Source organism: Filomicrobium insigne (assembly GCF_900104305.1).
Lineage (GTDB): Bacteria > Pseudomonadota > Alphaproteobacteria > Rhizobiales > Hyphomicrobiaceae > Filomicrobium > Filomicrobium insigne.
Genome location: NZ_FNJC01000002.1, coordinates 659995 through 675495 on the forward strand (window position 1 = coordinate 659995; position 15501 = coordinate 675495).

Genomic DNA, 15501 nt, shown 5'->3' on the forward strand with positions numbered 1-15501 from the left:
GTTAAGTTACTTGATCCATAAGGAGGGTATACACATCAGAATCGGTGGTCAACGTCCTCGTTCGGGGCGCGGTTGCATCGCTGGTGCATAACTCGAATTTCGGGGCCTAGAGCCATGACCGCCACTTTGACTTTCCATCCGCTTGGAAACGCGGATTGCACACGCATCGACTTCGCCGACGGCCGGAAGATGCTTCTCGACTATGCCGATATGCGGAACGACAGCGATCCGTTCGATGTCCGCTGCGATCTGCCTGAGGAGCTGCGCAAGGACCTCAGGGCGGCGCGCCGTGACAATTACGATGTCGTCGCCTTCACCCATCTCGACGACGACCATTGCTGCGGATCGGACGAGTTCTTCTGGTTGGAACATGCGCTGAAGTATCAGGGTGAGGGGCGCATCCGCATTAAGGAGCTGTGGGTCCCCGCCGCCGCGATCCTTGAGGATGGTTGTCAAGACAGCGCACGCGTCATCCGCCAAGAAGCGCGGCACCGTCTCAGGAAGGGCGAGGGCATCCGCGTCTTCTCCCGCCCGGCCAAGCTCAAGAAGTGGATTGAGGACAACGGCATGTTCTGGGAGTCACGCGCCCATCTGGTGGTCGATGCCGGCCAGCATGTGCCGGGCTTCACCAAGTTCGGGTCGGAGCGCGCCGAGTTCTTCGTGCACAGCCCCTTTGCATGGCGCCTCAACGAGAACGAGGTCATCGACCGCAACGAGGACAGCATCGTCCTTCAGGCAACCTTCCTTGAGGGCGGCCGCGAGACCTACGCCCTGTTCATGTCCGACATCAATTACGACAGCATTGCGCAGATCGTCGACACGACCCGGCGCCACGGCCGTGACGACCGTCTGCTCTGGGACGTGTTCAAGATCCCGCATCACTGCTCCTACCTCTCGCTCAACAACATCAAGGGCGAGGACATCACCGAGCCGGTGCCGCAGGTGAAATGGCTGTGCGAGAACCGTGGCCGCGAGCGGCACACCATGATCTCAACCAGCTGGTCGATCCCGCAAAAGGGCACGGACGAGGATGATGATGTTCAGCCGCCGCACCGGCAGGCCGCCAACTACTACGAGCGTGTTGCCCGCGCCAAGGACGGACGGTTTCGCGTGACCATGGACGAGCCCACCAAGGGCAAGCCCAAGCCGTGCCAGATTGAAATCACCGATCGCGGCGCACGCTTTCTCACCATCTCGGCGACAGTCGGTTCGGCGAGCATTACGTCCACGCCTGCGCGGGCAGGGTGATCATGGACGTGCATTCGTGGTGGACGTCCTTTGGCGATACGACGGGCGACCTCACCGGGTTCCCGTCGTATGCACGCGCACTTGCCGACTTGCTGGCGGATGGGCTGCCCGGTGCCTCACTGATCGAAGCCAGGGCCACAGCTGATGAATCGCTCTTTGGCTTGCGCATCGACGTGGAAGTGGAGCGGCCGCAACTTCTTGAGCATGACATTCGCGGCATCGAACCCATCGCCGTCATCTTCTCGAAGGACGGAGATCAGCCGTGCATCGCCGCGCTGCGCCCCGACTTTCCCGACACGCCGCATCAGAACGAGAAGCCGGAAGGCTTGCCGTGCATGTTATGCGTCGACGACCGGCCATGGGCCGAGGCAAAGCTGACGTGGACGCCGGCCGATCTCGTCCGCCGCATTCAGACCTGGCTCGCCAAGGCTGCACGCGGAGAACTGCACGATACCGGGCGGCCTCTTGAACCGATCTTCTTTCGGGCGCCGCGTACGATCGTGCTGTCGCGTTCTGCATTATCGATCGCGACCCTGCCGCCGGAACTTGTAGGCTTTGTACATGAGGACCAGAGGGTAATTCTGGCGCGGCCCATAGCAGAGCTTGCCGGCATCCCCGATATGGGCCGGTTGATGGTCCTGGTCTACCGCGTGGAGCCGCAGCCCATGATGCGCATGCGCCATGCGCCGCGCACGCTATCGAGCCTCGCCGCCGAGATGCAGCAGTGCGGGACAGACCTGATTGCCGACCTTCAGGCCCGTACGATCGAATGGGCTGGATTGGAGAAGGACGATCTGCGCCGACTCTCGTCCTCGCTCGCAATCGTGGTTCTGTTTCCGATCAGCCGCGATGGCGGTGAGCCGTTTGATGACGTTCGTGCCTTCGTCACGCAGCAGACGGCTGGAGAGATCGGCGTTGCGCTTGGCCAATTGCTGCCGAACACAAGCGGTAAGGGGGCCAAGACCGGTTATCTTCGTGCCCTTCCTCCGGCGCAGCCACACATTGAAGGGCTTGGCCTTGAGCCCACGGATGTCCAGATCGCCTTTGACCGCGAGCTTGCTGCATCGGCCGCAGGGTGCGCACCCGACCGGCGGCGGGCGGTTCTCGTAGGGGCGGGGGCGCTCGGCTCGCAACTCGCGCTCGATCTAGCACGTGAAGGGGCGTTCGAGTGGTCGGTAGTCGATAGCGACCGGTTGATGCCGCACAACCTTGCGCGTCACGGCCTGTCAGCAGGCTACGTGGGAATGCCCAAGGCCGTCGCGCTTGCGCGGCAGATCGAGGAGCTTTTGGGCGAGCCCACGAATGCCATCGTCACTGATATCACCGCCCCGTATGAGGATGTGCGGCCCAGGCTCGAAGAAGCACTCTTGTCTGCCGATATCATCATCGACGCATCGGCTTCGGTTGCTGCGGCTCGGCACATCTCGGATCTTCCGAGCACGGCGCGTCGGGTTTCCGCATTCTTCAATCCGGCAGGCACGGCCCTCGTGCTCCTGACCGAATCCGCCGATCGCAGCGTCTCATTGAGGGATCTAGAGGCGCAGTATCACCGTCTGGTCCAGACTGAACCCGACCTCGAAGAACATCTGCGCGTCGAGCAAAGCGGCCTGCGTTATAGCGGGTCATGCCGTGCGTTGAGCAATCGCATCCCCGCCACGCGTGCCGCGATGTTGAGCGCCATCGCCGCTATCGGTATTCGGGAATCGACGGCCCAGGACAATGGCTCAATCCGTATCTGGCGCTTATCTTCCGACGGAGAGATCCGCCTTTCACGCCATGAACCGCGGCCGGTGCGGCAAAAGCAGGTCGGTTCGTGGATGCTATCCTACGATGACGGTCTGCTGGATCAGTTGACTGCGATGCGGCAAGCCGGCCTTCCCAACGAAACCGGCGGCGTGTTGCTCGGCATCGCCGATATGAGCCGGAAATCCATCCATGTCGTGAACGCTCTGCCGCCACCCGCCGACAGCGTGGGCAGCGCAACCGGCTTCGAACGCGGCGTCGCAGGGCTCACCGATACGGTCAATGCGGCCATTACCGCGTCGTTGCACCAGCTGCGCTATGTTGGCGAGTGGCATTCGCACCCGCCGCGCTCGACTGCAATGCCGAGTTCAACCGATCTGCGCCAGCTCGCCTGGCTTCGCCACGAGCTCGAAGCAGAAGGTTTGCCCGCGCTCATGGCGATCGCAGCCGATGACGGGAGGTTCTCCTTTGTGGTGGCGGTGGCAGCAAACGACATTGCCGAGGTCCCGCAGCTAAAGGTATCGGGTGAGGGGGCGTGATGCAGCGAAGGGACATGCAAAGCCTCTTTGAAGCGGGGCATGCCACAGGTGATTTCCTCACCGCGAGCAAGGTCGAGGATAGCATCGGGCTTTGCCTCTCCGGCGGTGGCTACCGCGCCATGCTCTATCACCTCGGAGCGCTCACCTACCTCAACGAGATGGGCCTGCTGTCCCAGCTTGCCGAAATCGCCAGTGTCTCCGGCGGCTCAATCGCGGCCGGCGTGTTGGCCCATGGCTGGCCCCGGCTGGAGTTTCGCGGCGACGGCGTCGCAAGCAATTTTGAGGAGGAGGTCGCGACGCCGCTTGCACGCTTCGCGCAGGTGAATGTCGATATTCGTGCTGCGCTGCTAGGATTCCTTCCGGGGCGCACGGCTGCTGACGGTGTGGCAGAGGTCTACGACCGACACCTGTTTCATGGGGTGACGTTACAGGATCTGCCAGATCGCCCGCGCTTCACTTTCATGGCCACCAACTTGCAGACCGGCAGCGCGTGGCGCTTTGCCAAAGACTATGCTGCGGACTTCCGTATCGGCCGCATTGTTCGACCCACCTTTGCTCTCGCCAAAGTGGTTGCTGCTTCGTCCGCTTTCCCGCCGTTCTTGTCGCCGGCCCGGTTTTCATTTGCCGGACATGTGGTCGAGCCGATGGATGGCGCGGACCTGCATCGGCCGCCCTTCACCGAAGGCGTTGTTCTGACCGATGGCGGCGTCTACGACAATTTAGGTCTCGAACGCATCTGGAAGCGCTGCCGCAAAATCCTGGTGAGCAATGGAGGTAAGACGGTGCCCGAGATCGGCAGGCCTACCGGCAGATGGATCGGGCAAGCGTACCGTACGCTGAACATAGTCCTGCAGCAGGCGGAACACTCCCGCCGCCGCATTCTCTTCGGTATGGGCAATCTGGAACAGCGCGACGTCGTCTATTGGAGCATCGACACTCCGAACTCATACTACGGCTTGGTTCGCGCCAACGACCTCGGTGATGAGGGCAATCGCTGCGCCGCCGCGATCGCAACGAGGCTTGCCCGTTTACCGAACGAGCACATAGCGCTGCTTCAGCGCGCGGGCTATGAGAACTGCCGCGCAGCCCTTCAAGCCAGGGGCGACGGATCAGATCGGCGCCTGCGCTTAGGTAAAATTGCTTAGGGGGTTGACGATTCGTCTCTTATGAAAATGGTTGACATCATTCATTACCAACCCCTGTGGGGGATACCCGGCTACGGTTGGAGCACGATTGTGCGGGCCAAGCGGAGCTTCCGTATTCGTTCACTCCGGGACGACAGAGGAAGCGGCGACGTCTCCGAACCAGGTCGATTTGTCCGCACGGATGTTTGCCTTCGTGCTCGCGATCCTGAAGGGAACCGGTGGTGGTGAATAAGAAGCCAAAACCCACCGGCGCCCAGCAGCGTAAGAATCGCCGAACGGCAGCAAGTGGAGGCGCGCCGGCGCGATCGCGCCGTAGCTCCGGGAATCCAGGCTACGCCGGCTATGAGTATCAGATCGAGGTCACCATCTGGGTCGCCCTTGATCTGATGCTGGTGAAGAATGCGACGGCGGAAGTCGAGATCGAGCCGAAGTCGGATGAAGACCTCCAAGCTGCGATTACGGATCCGGCGTCGGGCTCGCTTGGTCTCTCCGCAGCGGGTGAGCGGCTCGACTTGGTCGTTCAGGCAAAGACCCGATCAGGGTCGCCATGGACGACGGCCGCGATCGCGGACGTGCTGCTTGGAAAGGACGCTGCGGACGATGATGCACGAAGGAGGCGAAGCCGACCGCTAGCGATGCTGCAGGAGGATTTGGAGCGGCGGTACATCTTCATCACCAATGAGTCCTCGGCGGAAAGTCTACGGCCTCACGAAGGTAGTCATCTGTTCGATTTCCCTGAGGTCGAAGAGCTGCCGCCTCACGCCCGCGACGACTATGACGCGGAGGCTCAGGCCTCCCTCGCTCCGCGAATTGTCCTTCTGACGGGGATCACGCGAGAAGTATTGGCCGGGCGGATCGGAGGCCTGCTGTCGCTCCACGGCCATGTGCCCAGCTCAAAGCACGAAGCGTGCATCGCGGACCTGCGCGATGCCGTTCGAAAGCGAATTGCGGGCGCGAAAGGCGGGCGGTGGACGCGTTCGGATTTGCTTGTCGTGTTGGTTCGGCACGGAGGTTCCGTGGCGCCAACCCGCGACATGGATCACTATGTCCGGCCGCGCTCATTCGAGACGATCAAGGAGCGGCTCTACACATCGAATGCTGTCGTCATCACGGGTCCGTCCGGCACGGGCAAGACGCTGACGGCCGATATTCTTGAACTGGAGCTGCGCCGCGGTTCTCCTCCGTTCGACGTCATCGGCGAGGAGCATGGCCCGGGATTTGTTCGGCAGCACCTGACGCGGTCGGATCCTATTCTTTTCCACTTGCGTGATCCGTGGGGTGGCAATCGGATCACGCCGAGCGCGGACCGTTGGAGCAGCGAACTTCCAAAGCTTCTCGATAATGCGGGACCAGGCCGCAAGTTCTTGATCACCTCGCGGTCCGATGTCATGCAGAGTGCTGGTCATGAGTTGCTGAAGGGATTGAAGTCCTACACTGTCTCGATCGAGGTCGAGGACTACGGTTCGGGAAAGCTGGCAGAAATCTATGATGCGATCGCCGGCGATCTGAGGGGGCATGCGCGCGCACTCGCCGTCGCGTATCGCACTCGCGCACTTGAAGCCTTGTCGCGTCCCTATGAGGTGAAGCGGTTTCTCGTCGCACTCAGTCGCGAAAATTCTGATCAGCCGCGCAAGGTCGACGACGTCATCGCAGATTCACAGATCGAAGCTATCTCGAGCGTTATCGCTAGCCAGATCGCGTCGTTTGACCTGGATGGCGTGGAAAGCGCTGCGATCATCTGGGCCATGCTCAGCGCGCGTGGCGCCGTCGCCCGCGACGTGTTCGCCAAGCTGACCCGGCGGATGAGGATGGCCGACTCGACGATGCATCCGAACGTCGAGGGCCTGATCGACTTCCTCGTGGCGGGCCAGAACCTTCGGCAGGACGGCGCCGCGTTGGCCTTCTACCATCCGCGGGTCGAAGATGGACTGCGGATGACATTTCTGCGCCGTAGGCCCGCTGCCGAGCACACGCTCGCGGCCGTTGTCAACGCGCTCGTCGCGTGGGACGCGGAAGGCGCAGACTGGGGAACAGAAACGGGTCTCGGCGTGTTGCGAGCAGCGAGCCGCGTGGAAGGATTGGAACTGGCGATCTCCGACAACACGCAACGACGGCTTAATTCCTATCTCGAAGCGGTGGCGCTATCCGCTGACCGGGGATCGGATTTCGAGGCGGCGCTGCGGGATCTGGCGCGGTTTGCGTCACCGGATCATGCGCCAAGCCGGTTGGCCAAAATCCTTGTCGAGGGCGGACCGGAAACTGAGAAGACGATTTTCCAGGATCGCTGGAGTGCGCCACGGCTTGATGATGAAGAGTCCGAGGTGCTGCGGCGTGATGAGCGCACGAAGGGTCTCATCGAGCGCTTCATTCGAGAGGTCCTTCCCTTCTCGCATCGCGAGTATCATTCGGAGGTGGTGCCGCTACTCCACGGGTTGGCCGAGGGCCTTCAGGAGGCCTTTTGGGATGCGCTCGATGTGGTTGCAGGTCCGGGCGGCCCAAATGAGAACATCGACGCGATCGTTCAGGGCGCGTTGCTATCACCTGCTCCGGACTTCGACCGGGCGATCGCGCGCTTCGCGAAGTCCAATGCCGACGCCGACGCATGGCTGGAGAACTATCGAAACGAAGCCTATGAGGCGGAAGAGCACGCTGTTGACGCGGATGCTGCCGATCACATCTTGGAGGAACCTGGCGAGCAATACTTCAACGCACGCCAGGGCATGAAAGTAGTGGTGCGACTGAGGCAACGGCGCAATGGCGTTGATTGGATCGCGGGGAACCCCCACCGAAACCTCCTCATATATGCCTTAGCAGAACTCGTCGCCGAGAGTCCCCGAAAGCCAACGTTGGCCGAGCTGAGATTTCTGCTCGCCAATGCTGAAGGCTGGACGCGCGGTCAAGCCTGGCGCGCTGCCCAGCGGCACTGGCACGCTGACCTGAGCGACTTGCTCCGTGCCGAGTTGGTGCGCGACGATATGCAGGAGGCGAGCTTCCGTCAGCTTCTCATTGAGATCGCCGCGACGGGCAGCGCGCGCCACGATCCGCTCCCCGCATTGATCGCTGTCCTCTCGGACACCACCATTCAACGCCGTATCGAGCTCCTTTACGATATAATGGCCGCGCGGTTAGACGAGGATCCGACAGGCGTATCTGGCGTGGCGCTCCGACGCCATCGCGCTGAGGGACTGGTTGGCCATTTCGATGACGCTGAGCGTGGACTAGCGCGCGCCCTGGTGCGGGTGCTAGCGCGCGAGGAGATCAGCGCGGTCGCGGCTACGCTATCCATCGAAGATCGCGCAAGGCTCGCGACTATTTTGCCGGCCGTCCCGGCCGATCCCGCAGGCCCTCTTACGTGTTTGGCGGCGGCCGCTGGTCTGGATGTCGACGCGACCGTGCAGCGGTTGTTGTCGATGGACGATGAGGGCGACGGCAGTGCTGCAGTGCAGGCAATGCTGATTGCGAGCGGTCCTGGGTTGCGGGACGAGTTGATGAAAGCGCTCAAGCACAAGCGCTACAAAGTGCGGCGGAAGGCGCTTCTCCGGCTTATTCCAATTGCGACCGCGGAGGACCGGGCGGTACTTGTCGGTACTTCACGCGACCACAGTGCCGACATGCGGCTTGCGTTTGCGAACCTCATGGAAGAACACCAGTGGCCGGAAGCGATCGATGCCTTAATCGGTTTGCTGAGCGACATGAGAAACTTCGCAAGTCAGCTCGCTCCCGCACCCTCGTGGTCGCGATATGGGGTGGCTCGCGCCGCAGCCCGAGCATTGGGCGCTTATGAAAGGCTGCCCGATCAAGCGATCGACGCTCTGCTCGAGACGGCGTCTAAGGAATCAGCCGATCCGTTTGTGGCCGGTGCGGCGCTGAGGGCGCTCGCACGACAGGACGACGATCGAATCGGGCCAACCCTCCTAGCGGCCCTTGAGAGCCGTGGATTGAATGACGCGCCCTCCTATCGTCCGAAGGCGCAGGCCGCGGCGTGGGCGCTCTTTGATCGAGTGACGGACGAGAGGCTTAGCACCCTCGGCACTACCGCCTTGCGTATCGCGGAGCAGGATGATCCTGCAGTGGCCGGTCCGCTCCTCATCGCGTTCGGCGTCTTGGAAGGCGTTGAACGGGACGCTCTGCTTGAGCGGCTGCGGGACATGGATAACGAGCATAGGCACGCCCTCGTTCGCACTTCGGCTATAGCCGTGGACAGGGCGGATGGCCTCTCGTTGGACGAACGGGAGCGCAACCTGCAGAGATTGGCGCGCGGAGAAGCCCTGGACGGGCTGAATGCAGACGGGCGCGCAACTCTTGAGGCGTGGAGCCTTGGCCTGAATGTGGAGAATGGGTTCGAGCACTATAGCGCATGGATTGCCGATGCCGTGTTCAAGTTGCCTCTGTCGGGTGAACTGGGGCAGATTAGGGCATACAATCTTCCCGCCCGCATCGGCCTCATGACGATGCGTTCAATGTCTCCCTATGGGGAAGAAAACCGTGGGGAGGACGACGGCACGTGATCGCCTAGTCACTTCGGCGCAATGGCACCTGCTCTGTTTCTCAGTCAAGGAGACAGACCATGAGAGATCATGAAGGGCCTGTTGCCAAAAAGCTCTTACGTCGTCCGCCGCGGAACATGGATATGCTCGTCGGCGCCAAGCTGTCATTGTGACCGAGCCGCCTTTGGTCGATCAGCACGAAGCAGATCGAGGACAGAATAGGGATCTTGCCCTCTTCAACCGGGCGATCGACAGCAAGCTGCGGGGCTGCGATGTGTTGGGGGTTCGCGGCCACGAGCGGCTACCCCGTAAGTGGCGAGTCAGCGGCCTTTGCCGCCGATTTCTAGCGAGCAGAGGTCCGCAATTGAATATCCCGTGGATGTATTAAGTCGACGCAAGGCCGAGTTCCAAAACATCAATCGGGCTGGCCGGGGAGTTGGGTGGACCATCGTCCGCTTTCCGTTTGCAAGCAGAGGTGCCGCTGGCCTATGGCCGTAAAGGCTGGCGTCGAAGGCACCTCAACTGAGCTGTGGACGATAGATCGCACCATGTTGCGTCCGGTCCAGCGTTGGCCAAAATGGCCACTTTGCAGATGTTCGGGATGGTGCTCGATGAAGTCTCTATCCGCAAAAGAGGCCAAATACGGGTTCGGACGGCTCATCGATCTGGCGCGCGCGGCGCCGGTCGCTATCCTGAAGCACGGTCGGCCCGTCGTCGTCGTCATGGCCATAGAGGAGTTCGAACGCCTGAAGGCCGCTAACTGCCCAACAGATCAACAGGAGGTTCCCACACAATCGATCGAGAAGACGTAGCACGCCGCCCCATCCCCGACGCCACCCCCAAAAGCCCCGACCATTATGACTGTTCCCGATCAAGAGACCGAGCTGGACTACGATTGGCTGCTCAAGCTCCGCGTGGCCGTGGCCCGGTGCGGCGAGATGGACCTCGCTGGGTGGTGGAACACCAGCAAGCAACTGGGACCGTCGGGTAGCTCCGTCCTCAAACGGGGTTTCCCTCGGACGCATCATTTTGCACAGGCGCGCAGCGTGATGGCTGTCGCCTCTCACCGCTGCGAGCAGCTCCTCTCGCATAACGACGCCGTTACCCTCTGGCGGCTCCCCGAGGCCCTGGAGGATCACTTCGAGTCCCTCTGGGAAACCTGGCTGGAACGCCACGCCATTTGGGGTTCGTACTTCGAGGCCATCGCCGCGATCCGCACCGGCGACGTCATAGCCGCCGCAACCGACCTCGGGCTCGTCACGAGCGACGATATCAATGCGCTCCGGGCGCTCAAGGCAGCGCCCAACGGCCGTGGACTGAACGTCGGCGACTCCTTCACGGGGCAGCGCCGACAAATCGCTCTTCTCGCTTTGGGATTCTCAGTCGGTCGCGCCAACGACCCGGTCGTCCCCTTTGTGCAAGCGAGCGCCGCCGCATGAAAAAAGCGTCCAGATCCCGCGTCGTCTCTTCTTTCACCATAGTCAAAGGCGCGATGATCGCGGAGACGTATGCGGTGTTCCGCGAGTGGGACCTGCGTCGCTCAAAGCGGGAGAACCTCGATCACCTCCGCGACACCAATTTCATCGGGGCGCGCAGCGCGACCTGGCTCCGCGACGTCATCAAAGTCCTGAACCGGCGGTTCGAACCTGGCGGCCGCGACAAGTCCCTCATGCTCCTGGCGAAGCAGGAGTGCTCCATGGAGGAGTGGAAACCCCTTCTCCTCTGGCACATGACGCGCGACGAGTTTCTGCTCCACGACTTCATCCAGCACTGGCTCTTTAAGGCCTACGCGAGAGGGCAGTTTCGCGTGCGCCCCGACGAGCTTCATCCCTACCTCAAGACGATCAAGCGCCGAGGCGGCAAGATCGAGCATGAGTGGACAGAGGCAACCCTTCACCGAGTGGCGGCCGGGCTGCTGAAGATCGCCGCCGACTTCGATCTCCTCAAAGGCTCGGCCATTAAGGAGTTCACGGCCCACCATCTCCCGGAGCGCAGCTTCATGTATCTGCTCCACGCCATTCGCGAGCGGGAACCCAGCCCGGGACGCCTTATCACCGCACCCGATTGGCGTCTGTTCCTGATGAGCCCAGAAGATGTGGAGCGCGAACTCTTGCGCCTCCACCAGTACCGCAAGCTTCACTACGAGGTGGCCGGTAGCCTGATGCAGCTGTCCCTGCCCTGCAAGTCCGCCCAGGGATACGCGGAGAGGATGGCAGCATGAGTGAGTTGCAGTACCGTATCACCCGGCACCTGGAGCCGGCCCTCAGCCTCGCCGATCCGCGGCCGCGGCTCAGCGCCTATCACGACATGCCCTACGCCATCTTCCGTTACGGTGCCGAGGACGAGTTCGAACTGCGATCGGCGGTCCGTCGATTGAAGACGCGATTGGAGAACACGGGGAAACGCGTCACCGAAATCTCTCTCGCGGAATGTTTGCAGACAGCTATCGAGTCCGAGCGGCCGCTCGAGTCCTGGTATGGGGCCGAACGCGAAACTGAGCCCGAGACGATTGCTCAGACCCTGTCCAATCTCTTCGACGACCGTCAGCCGTTGGTGGACATGGTCGGCGCGCGCATGCCTGCCGAGGCCGATCCCCTGCAGGACATCGTCTTCATCGTCAGAACCGGCGCGCTCTTTCCGGTCTATCGAACCTTCTCGCTCTTGGAACAGCTGAAGGGACGGGTCGTCGCGCCGACCATCCTCTTTTACCCTGGCGATCTCGACGGAGCCGCCGGGCTCCGCTTCATGGGCGTCTTCGACGCCGAGCACAATTATCGTCCCAAGATCTTTTGAGGGGCATGGCTATGTCGACGATCGCGACCCTCTTCTCCGGGGATGTTTCGAGGCGGATCGAGGAGGTCATCAAGGTCGACCAAACCTCGGCCGAGGTCATTGCGTCCGAGTTGGACGAGTACGTGGCGACGGACTCGATCCGGCGGCATTTCGTGGACGTGCTCGAGCTCTATCTCGAAACTCCGCGCAAGCCTCACGAAGGCATCGCCGTCTGGGTCTCGGGCTTTTTCGGCTCCGGCAAGTCCAGCTATGCGAAGATTCTGGGGCTCGCGATCGAGAATCGCGACGTCCTGGGTATAGGCGCAGCCAAGCGCTTCGCAAGCCGCACCGGCGACGCCAAGCTGACGGTTCTTCTCGACGGCATAAACCAGAACATCCCGACCCATACCGTCATCTTTGACGTGTCGACGGATCGTGGCATCCGGTCCGGCAACCAAATGCTTACCGAGATCATGTACCGCCTCTTCCTCGAAAGCCTTGGTTACGCCAAGGACATCGAATTGGCGGAGCTGGAGATCGACCTCGAGACGAGGGGGCAGCTGTCGGAGTTCGAGACAGCTTTCAAAACGCTTCACGGCAAGGACTGGAATACCGAGAAGGGAATGCTCTCGTTCGCCATCGGCGAGGCAAGCGCGACCATGAGCGTCCTCCATCCGAAGGTCTATCCCCAACCCGATTCCTGGGCCAAAGGTCGCGCCAAGGTCGACGTGTCTCCCGGCAAACTCGCCGATCGAGCCACAGAGCTCATGGAGCGCAGGCGTCCTGGTCACGCGCTCATGTTCGTCGTCGACGAGGTCGGCCAATTCGTCGCGCGTGATGTGCAGAAGATGCTCGATCTGCAAGCCATCGTGCAACAGCTCGGAGTCAGAGGGCGCGGCAAGCACTGGATAGTGGTCACCTCGCAAGAAAAACTAAGCGAGATTGTCAGTGGGCTTGACGACAAGAAGATCGAGCTGGCGCGTTTGATGGATCGCTTTCCCACGCAGGTCCATCTCGAACCCTCAGATATTTCGGAAGTGACCAGTCGGCGCGTTCTAAAGAAGAACGGCGCGGCCGAGAAGGCTCTGGGGCAGCTCTTCGATCAACACCGCGCTCGACTGGAAGCCTCGACCAAACTCACGGCGGATATCTCGTTCCCACCACTCTCGCGACAGACGTTCATCGACCTCTATCCGCTGCTGCCCTATCAGATCGTGTTGATCATAGACATCGTCTCCGGGCTCAGGACCCAGGGCGGCGCGAGCAAGCACGTTGGCGGCGCCAACCGAACCATTATCAAACTCGCACAGCAGATTCTCATCAATCCCGCCACCAATCTCGCCGGCTCGAGCACCGGTGCCCTGGCGCGACTGGATCACGTTTACGACCTTATCGAAAGCAACATCGCCTCAACGGTCAGGGCCAAGATCGCCTCGATCCCGCAGCGTGTCTCCCACCCGCTGGCACAAGCCGTGGCAAAGGTCGTATGCCTGCTCCAGTTTGTCCCAACAGTTCACCGCACCGCGGAGAACATCGCCGGCGCACTGTTCGAAAAGGTCGATGGCGAGTCGAAGCTGCCCCCGGTCAAGGAGGCCCTATCCGAGCTGGAGAAGGCGCTGATGATCCGTCAGGGCGACGGCGGCTACCGGATTCCGACACCGGCCGAGGACGACTGGGACCAGCTCCGCTCCAGCATCGACCCGAAGGCTGCCGATCGGAAGCGGCTTTTCACGGAAGTTTTGACGACGCTGTGGACGCCTCAGCCCAACTTCAATTTGGGCGACACCAAGCTGTTCAGGGCAGGTCTGGTCGTCAACGGCACCGAGGAGATCACCGGCGACATCTCATTCCATCTTCATCTGGCCGAGACCGCGTCCGATGCCGCGCGAGATGCGCCGACACTGCGCCGACGGAGCCAACAGGATCAGAAAAGCGTGTTCTGGCTCGTCACGCTCCACGACGAGATCCAGCGCGAGCTGCGTGAAGCATTTCGCTCCGGTCAAATGGTCGACCGAAAGGGGCGCGGTGTCACAACGCCGGATGAAGCCCGCCTCATAGCTGAGGAGAAGATCCGCCAACGTAAACACATGGACGAGCTACGCCGTCGGCTTCGGCAGGCGTGCTTATCCGGCCCGATCTACTCGAAGGGCAATGATCGCAGCCCCGACAGCTCGGCGGCCGACGTCGGCAAGACTGCATCGACAATCTTGGGGCAGGTCCTGCCCGTCGTTTACGACCGGTTCAATGAGGCCTCGGCCAAAACCGCCGACCTCAAGCGGGGTACCGACGCGCTACTCTCCGCCGATAACCTGTCTGGCCTTCCCCCAGTGTTTAGCCAGTTGAACCTGCTTCGCGACGAGCGCGGCAAAACCGTGTTCCGGACAGACGGCGCCCCCCTCTCGGAAGTGCTCACATTGATCGAAGCGAAAGCCAATTATGGCGATCAGGCAACCGGCCGGTACCTCGAAGACGAGTTCTCCAAAGCCCCATTTGGATGGGACTTCGAGGCGGTTCGCCTATTCGCATTGTGCCTGCTGCGTGCGGGGCTCATTGATGCCGTCAGCAAAGGCCATACGATCGAAACCGCCACGAGCATTCAGGCGCGGGACTGCTTCTCCAGCAATAACATCTTCCGGGCGACGAGCTTCCGCCCCAAGAAAGGAATCGACTTCGCGGTCATTGCCGAGGCAGCCCAACAGTTTAAGGATACGTTCGGACATGACATCCGCGAGCTATCCGCAACGCCCCTCGTTGCGCAGTTGCGCAAGGAGCTCGATAAGCAGGAAGAGAACTTCGATAGCGTCTTGGGAATTCTTCGCTCCGCGCGCCTGCCGGGCATCGAGCAGATCGACAATGCCGCGCAGCAGATGCGCTCGATTCAACGCGGAAGCGAAGAGAATGCCATCACGACCTTCACCGCCACTCACAAGCTTCTAAAGGATGCAATCCAGCGCGTCGCGGAGCTCTCGCGCTGCCTGACCGAGCCGGCGCTTCGCAACATAGAGCGCGCGCGGGCCGCCCTCTCGCGACTGCCGGTTCTCATCGCCGAGCCCGACTTCGACCCTGACCTCGCAGAGCGTGGTCGTGGCCTAGCCGACATCCTCTCCAAGGAAACGTTCTTCCGCGAGCTGTCAACCATCGACCAGACCGCAAAGGCCATCGAGGACGACTTCGATCGCCGACTGAAGGCCGCCGTCGCCGAACGTGTCACCGCCTATCTTGATGCGCATGATGCTCTCGTCGCGACCCCGGGCTGGGAGAAGCTCACGGAAGAACAGCAGAGCGAGATCGCGCATCCGATCCGCCAGGGCACGAGCCAAGGCGTCGAAGGCGTTTCGTTGCAGCAGGTGCGATCCGAAACGGAGCTGTGCCACTCCCGGCTCGCCGCAGCTGTTCAGCGCGTCTATGAGCTGCTTGAAGGCGCCCGGCTGGCGACGGTGTCGCTCGGCCAGTATTTTGCGGGCGGCATCGAGACCGAGGAGCAGCTTGAGCAGGCCTTAACGGGGCTTCGCGAGGAGTTCTCCCGCCTCATCGGCGAAGGCAAGAAGGTCATCGTACGGTGAGAAA

Annotated in this window: 10 protein-coding genes; all 10 read left to right on the top strand. The window is 61.7% G+C overall.

Annotation, left to right across the window (positions count from 1 at the left end; all coding sequences use genetic code 11):
- Positions 1-114 precede the first annotated feature (114 nt).
- Positions 115-1248, top strand: coding sequence for an anti-phage 6A-MBL system MBL-fold protein (locus BLS30_RS09025; protein WP_090228159.1), 1134 nt, complete (start codon positions 115-117; stop codon positions 1246-1248).
- Positions 1249-1250: 2 nt separating this feature from the next.
- Positions 1251-3530 carry an anti-phage 6A-MBL system cap2_3 protein gene (locus BLS30_RS09030; RefSeq protein WP_090228163.1) on the top strand — a complete coding sequence of 760 codons (2280 nt, stop codon included), beginning with the start codon at positions 1251-1253 and terminating at the stop codon, positions 3528-3530.
- Positions 3530-4675, top strand: a complete 1146-nt coding sequence (locus BLS30_RS09035) for a patatin-like phospholipase family protein (RefSeq protein WP_090228166.1) — start codon at positions 3530-3532, stop codon at positions 4673-4675. The genes BLS30_RS09030 and BLS30_RS09035 overlap by 1 nt, the downstream gene beginning before the upstream one ends.
- 31 nt (positions 4676-4706) lie before the next feature.
- Positions 4707-4907, top strand: a complete 201-nt coding sequence (locus tag BLS30_RS17990) for a hypothetical protein (protein WP_139165313.1) — start codon at positions 4707-4709, stop codon at positions 4905-4907.
- Positions 4897-9183 carry an nSTAND3 domain-containing NTPase gene (locus tag BLS30_RS09040; RefSeq protein WP_139165314.1) on the top strand — a complete coding sequence of 1429 codons (4287 nt, stop codon included), beginning with the start codon at positions 4897-4899 and terminating at the stop codon, positions 9181-9183. Before BLS30_RS17990 ends, BLS30_RS09040 begins: the two co-directional genes overlap by 11 nt.
- A 590-nt stretch (positions 9184-9773) precedes the next feature.
- A complete protein-coding gene (locus BLS30_RS09045; protein ID WP_090228583.1) occupies positions 9774-9974 on the top strand; it encodes a type II toxin-antitoxin system Phd/YefM family antitoxin in 201 nt (66 codons plus the stop codon).
- A 45-nt stretch (positions 9975-10019) separates the two neighbouring features.
- On the top strand, positions 10020-10601 hold the full coding sequence (locus BLS30_RS09050) for a BrxE family protein (protein ID WP_090228170.1): 582 nt from the start codon (positions 10020-10022) through the stop codon (positions 10599-10601).
- Entirely contained in the window at positions 10598-11383 is a 786-nt protein-coding gene (locus tag BLS30_RS09055) for a BrxA family protein (RefSeq protein WP_090228173.1), read from the top strand. Before BLS30_RS09050 ends, BLS30_RS09055 begins: the two co-directional genes overlap by 4 nt.
- Positions 11380-11955, top strand: coding sequence for a BREX protein BrxB domain-containing protein (locus BLS30_RS09060; protein ID WP_090228175.1), 576 nt, complete (start codon positions 11380-11382; stop codon positions 11953-11955). The genes BLS30_RS09055 and BLS30_RS09060 overlap by 4 nt, the downstream gene beginning before the upstream one ends.
- An 11-nt stretch (positions 11956-11966) precedes the next feature.
- Positions 11967-15497, top strand: coding sequence for a BREX system P-loop protein BrxC (gene brxC / locus BLS30_RS09065; protein WP_090228177.1), 3531 nt, complete (start codon positions 11967-11969; stop codon positions 15495-15497).
- Positions 15498-15501 lie beyond the last annotated feature (4 nt).

Bases quoted from the DNA above. Each gene is read 5' to 3' on its own strand.
- BLS30_RS09025 (WP_090228159.1), top strand. From the start codon at position 115: ATGACCGCCACTTTGACTTTCCATCCGCTTGGAAACGCGGATTGCACA.
- BLS30_RS09030 (WP_090228163.1), top strand. From the start codon at position 1,251: ATGGACGTGCATTCGTGGTGGACGTCCTTTGGCGATACGACGGGCGAC.
- BLS30_RS09035 (WP_090228166.1), top strand. From the start codon at position 3,530: ATGCAGCGAAGGGACATGCAAAGCCTCTTTGAAGCGGGGCATGCCACA.
- BLS30_RS09045 (WP_090228583.1), top strand. From the start codon at position 9,774: ATGAAGTCTCTATCCGCAAAAGAGGCCAAATACGGGTTCGGACGGCTC.
- BLS30_RS09050 (WP_090228170.1), top strand. From the start codon at position 10,020: ATGACTGTTCCCGATCAAGAGACCGAGCTGGACTACGATTGGCTGCTC.
- BLS30_RS09055 (WP_090228173.1), top strand. From the start codon at position 10,598: ATGAAAAAAGCGTCCAGATCCCGCGTCGTCTCTTCTTTCACCATAGTC.
- BLS30_RS09060 (WP_090228175.1), top strand. From the start codon at position 11,380: ATGAGTGAGTTGCAGTACCGTATCACCCGGCACCTGGAGCCGGCCCTC.
- brxC (WP_090228177.1), top strand. From the start codon at position 11,967: ATGTCGACGATCGCGACCCTCTTCTCCGGGGATGTTTCGAGGCGGATC.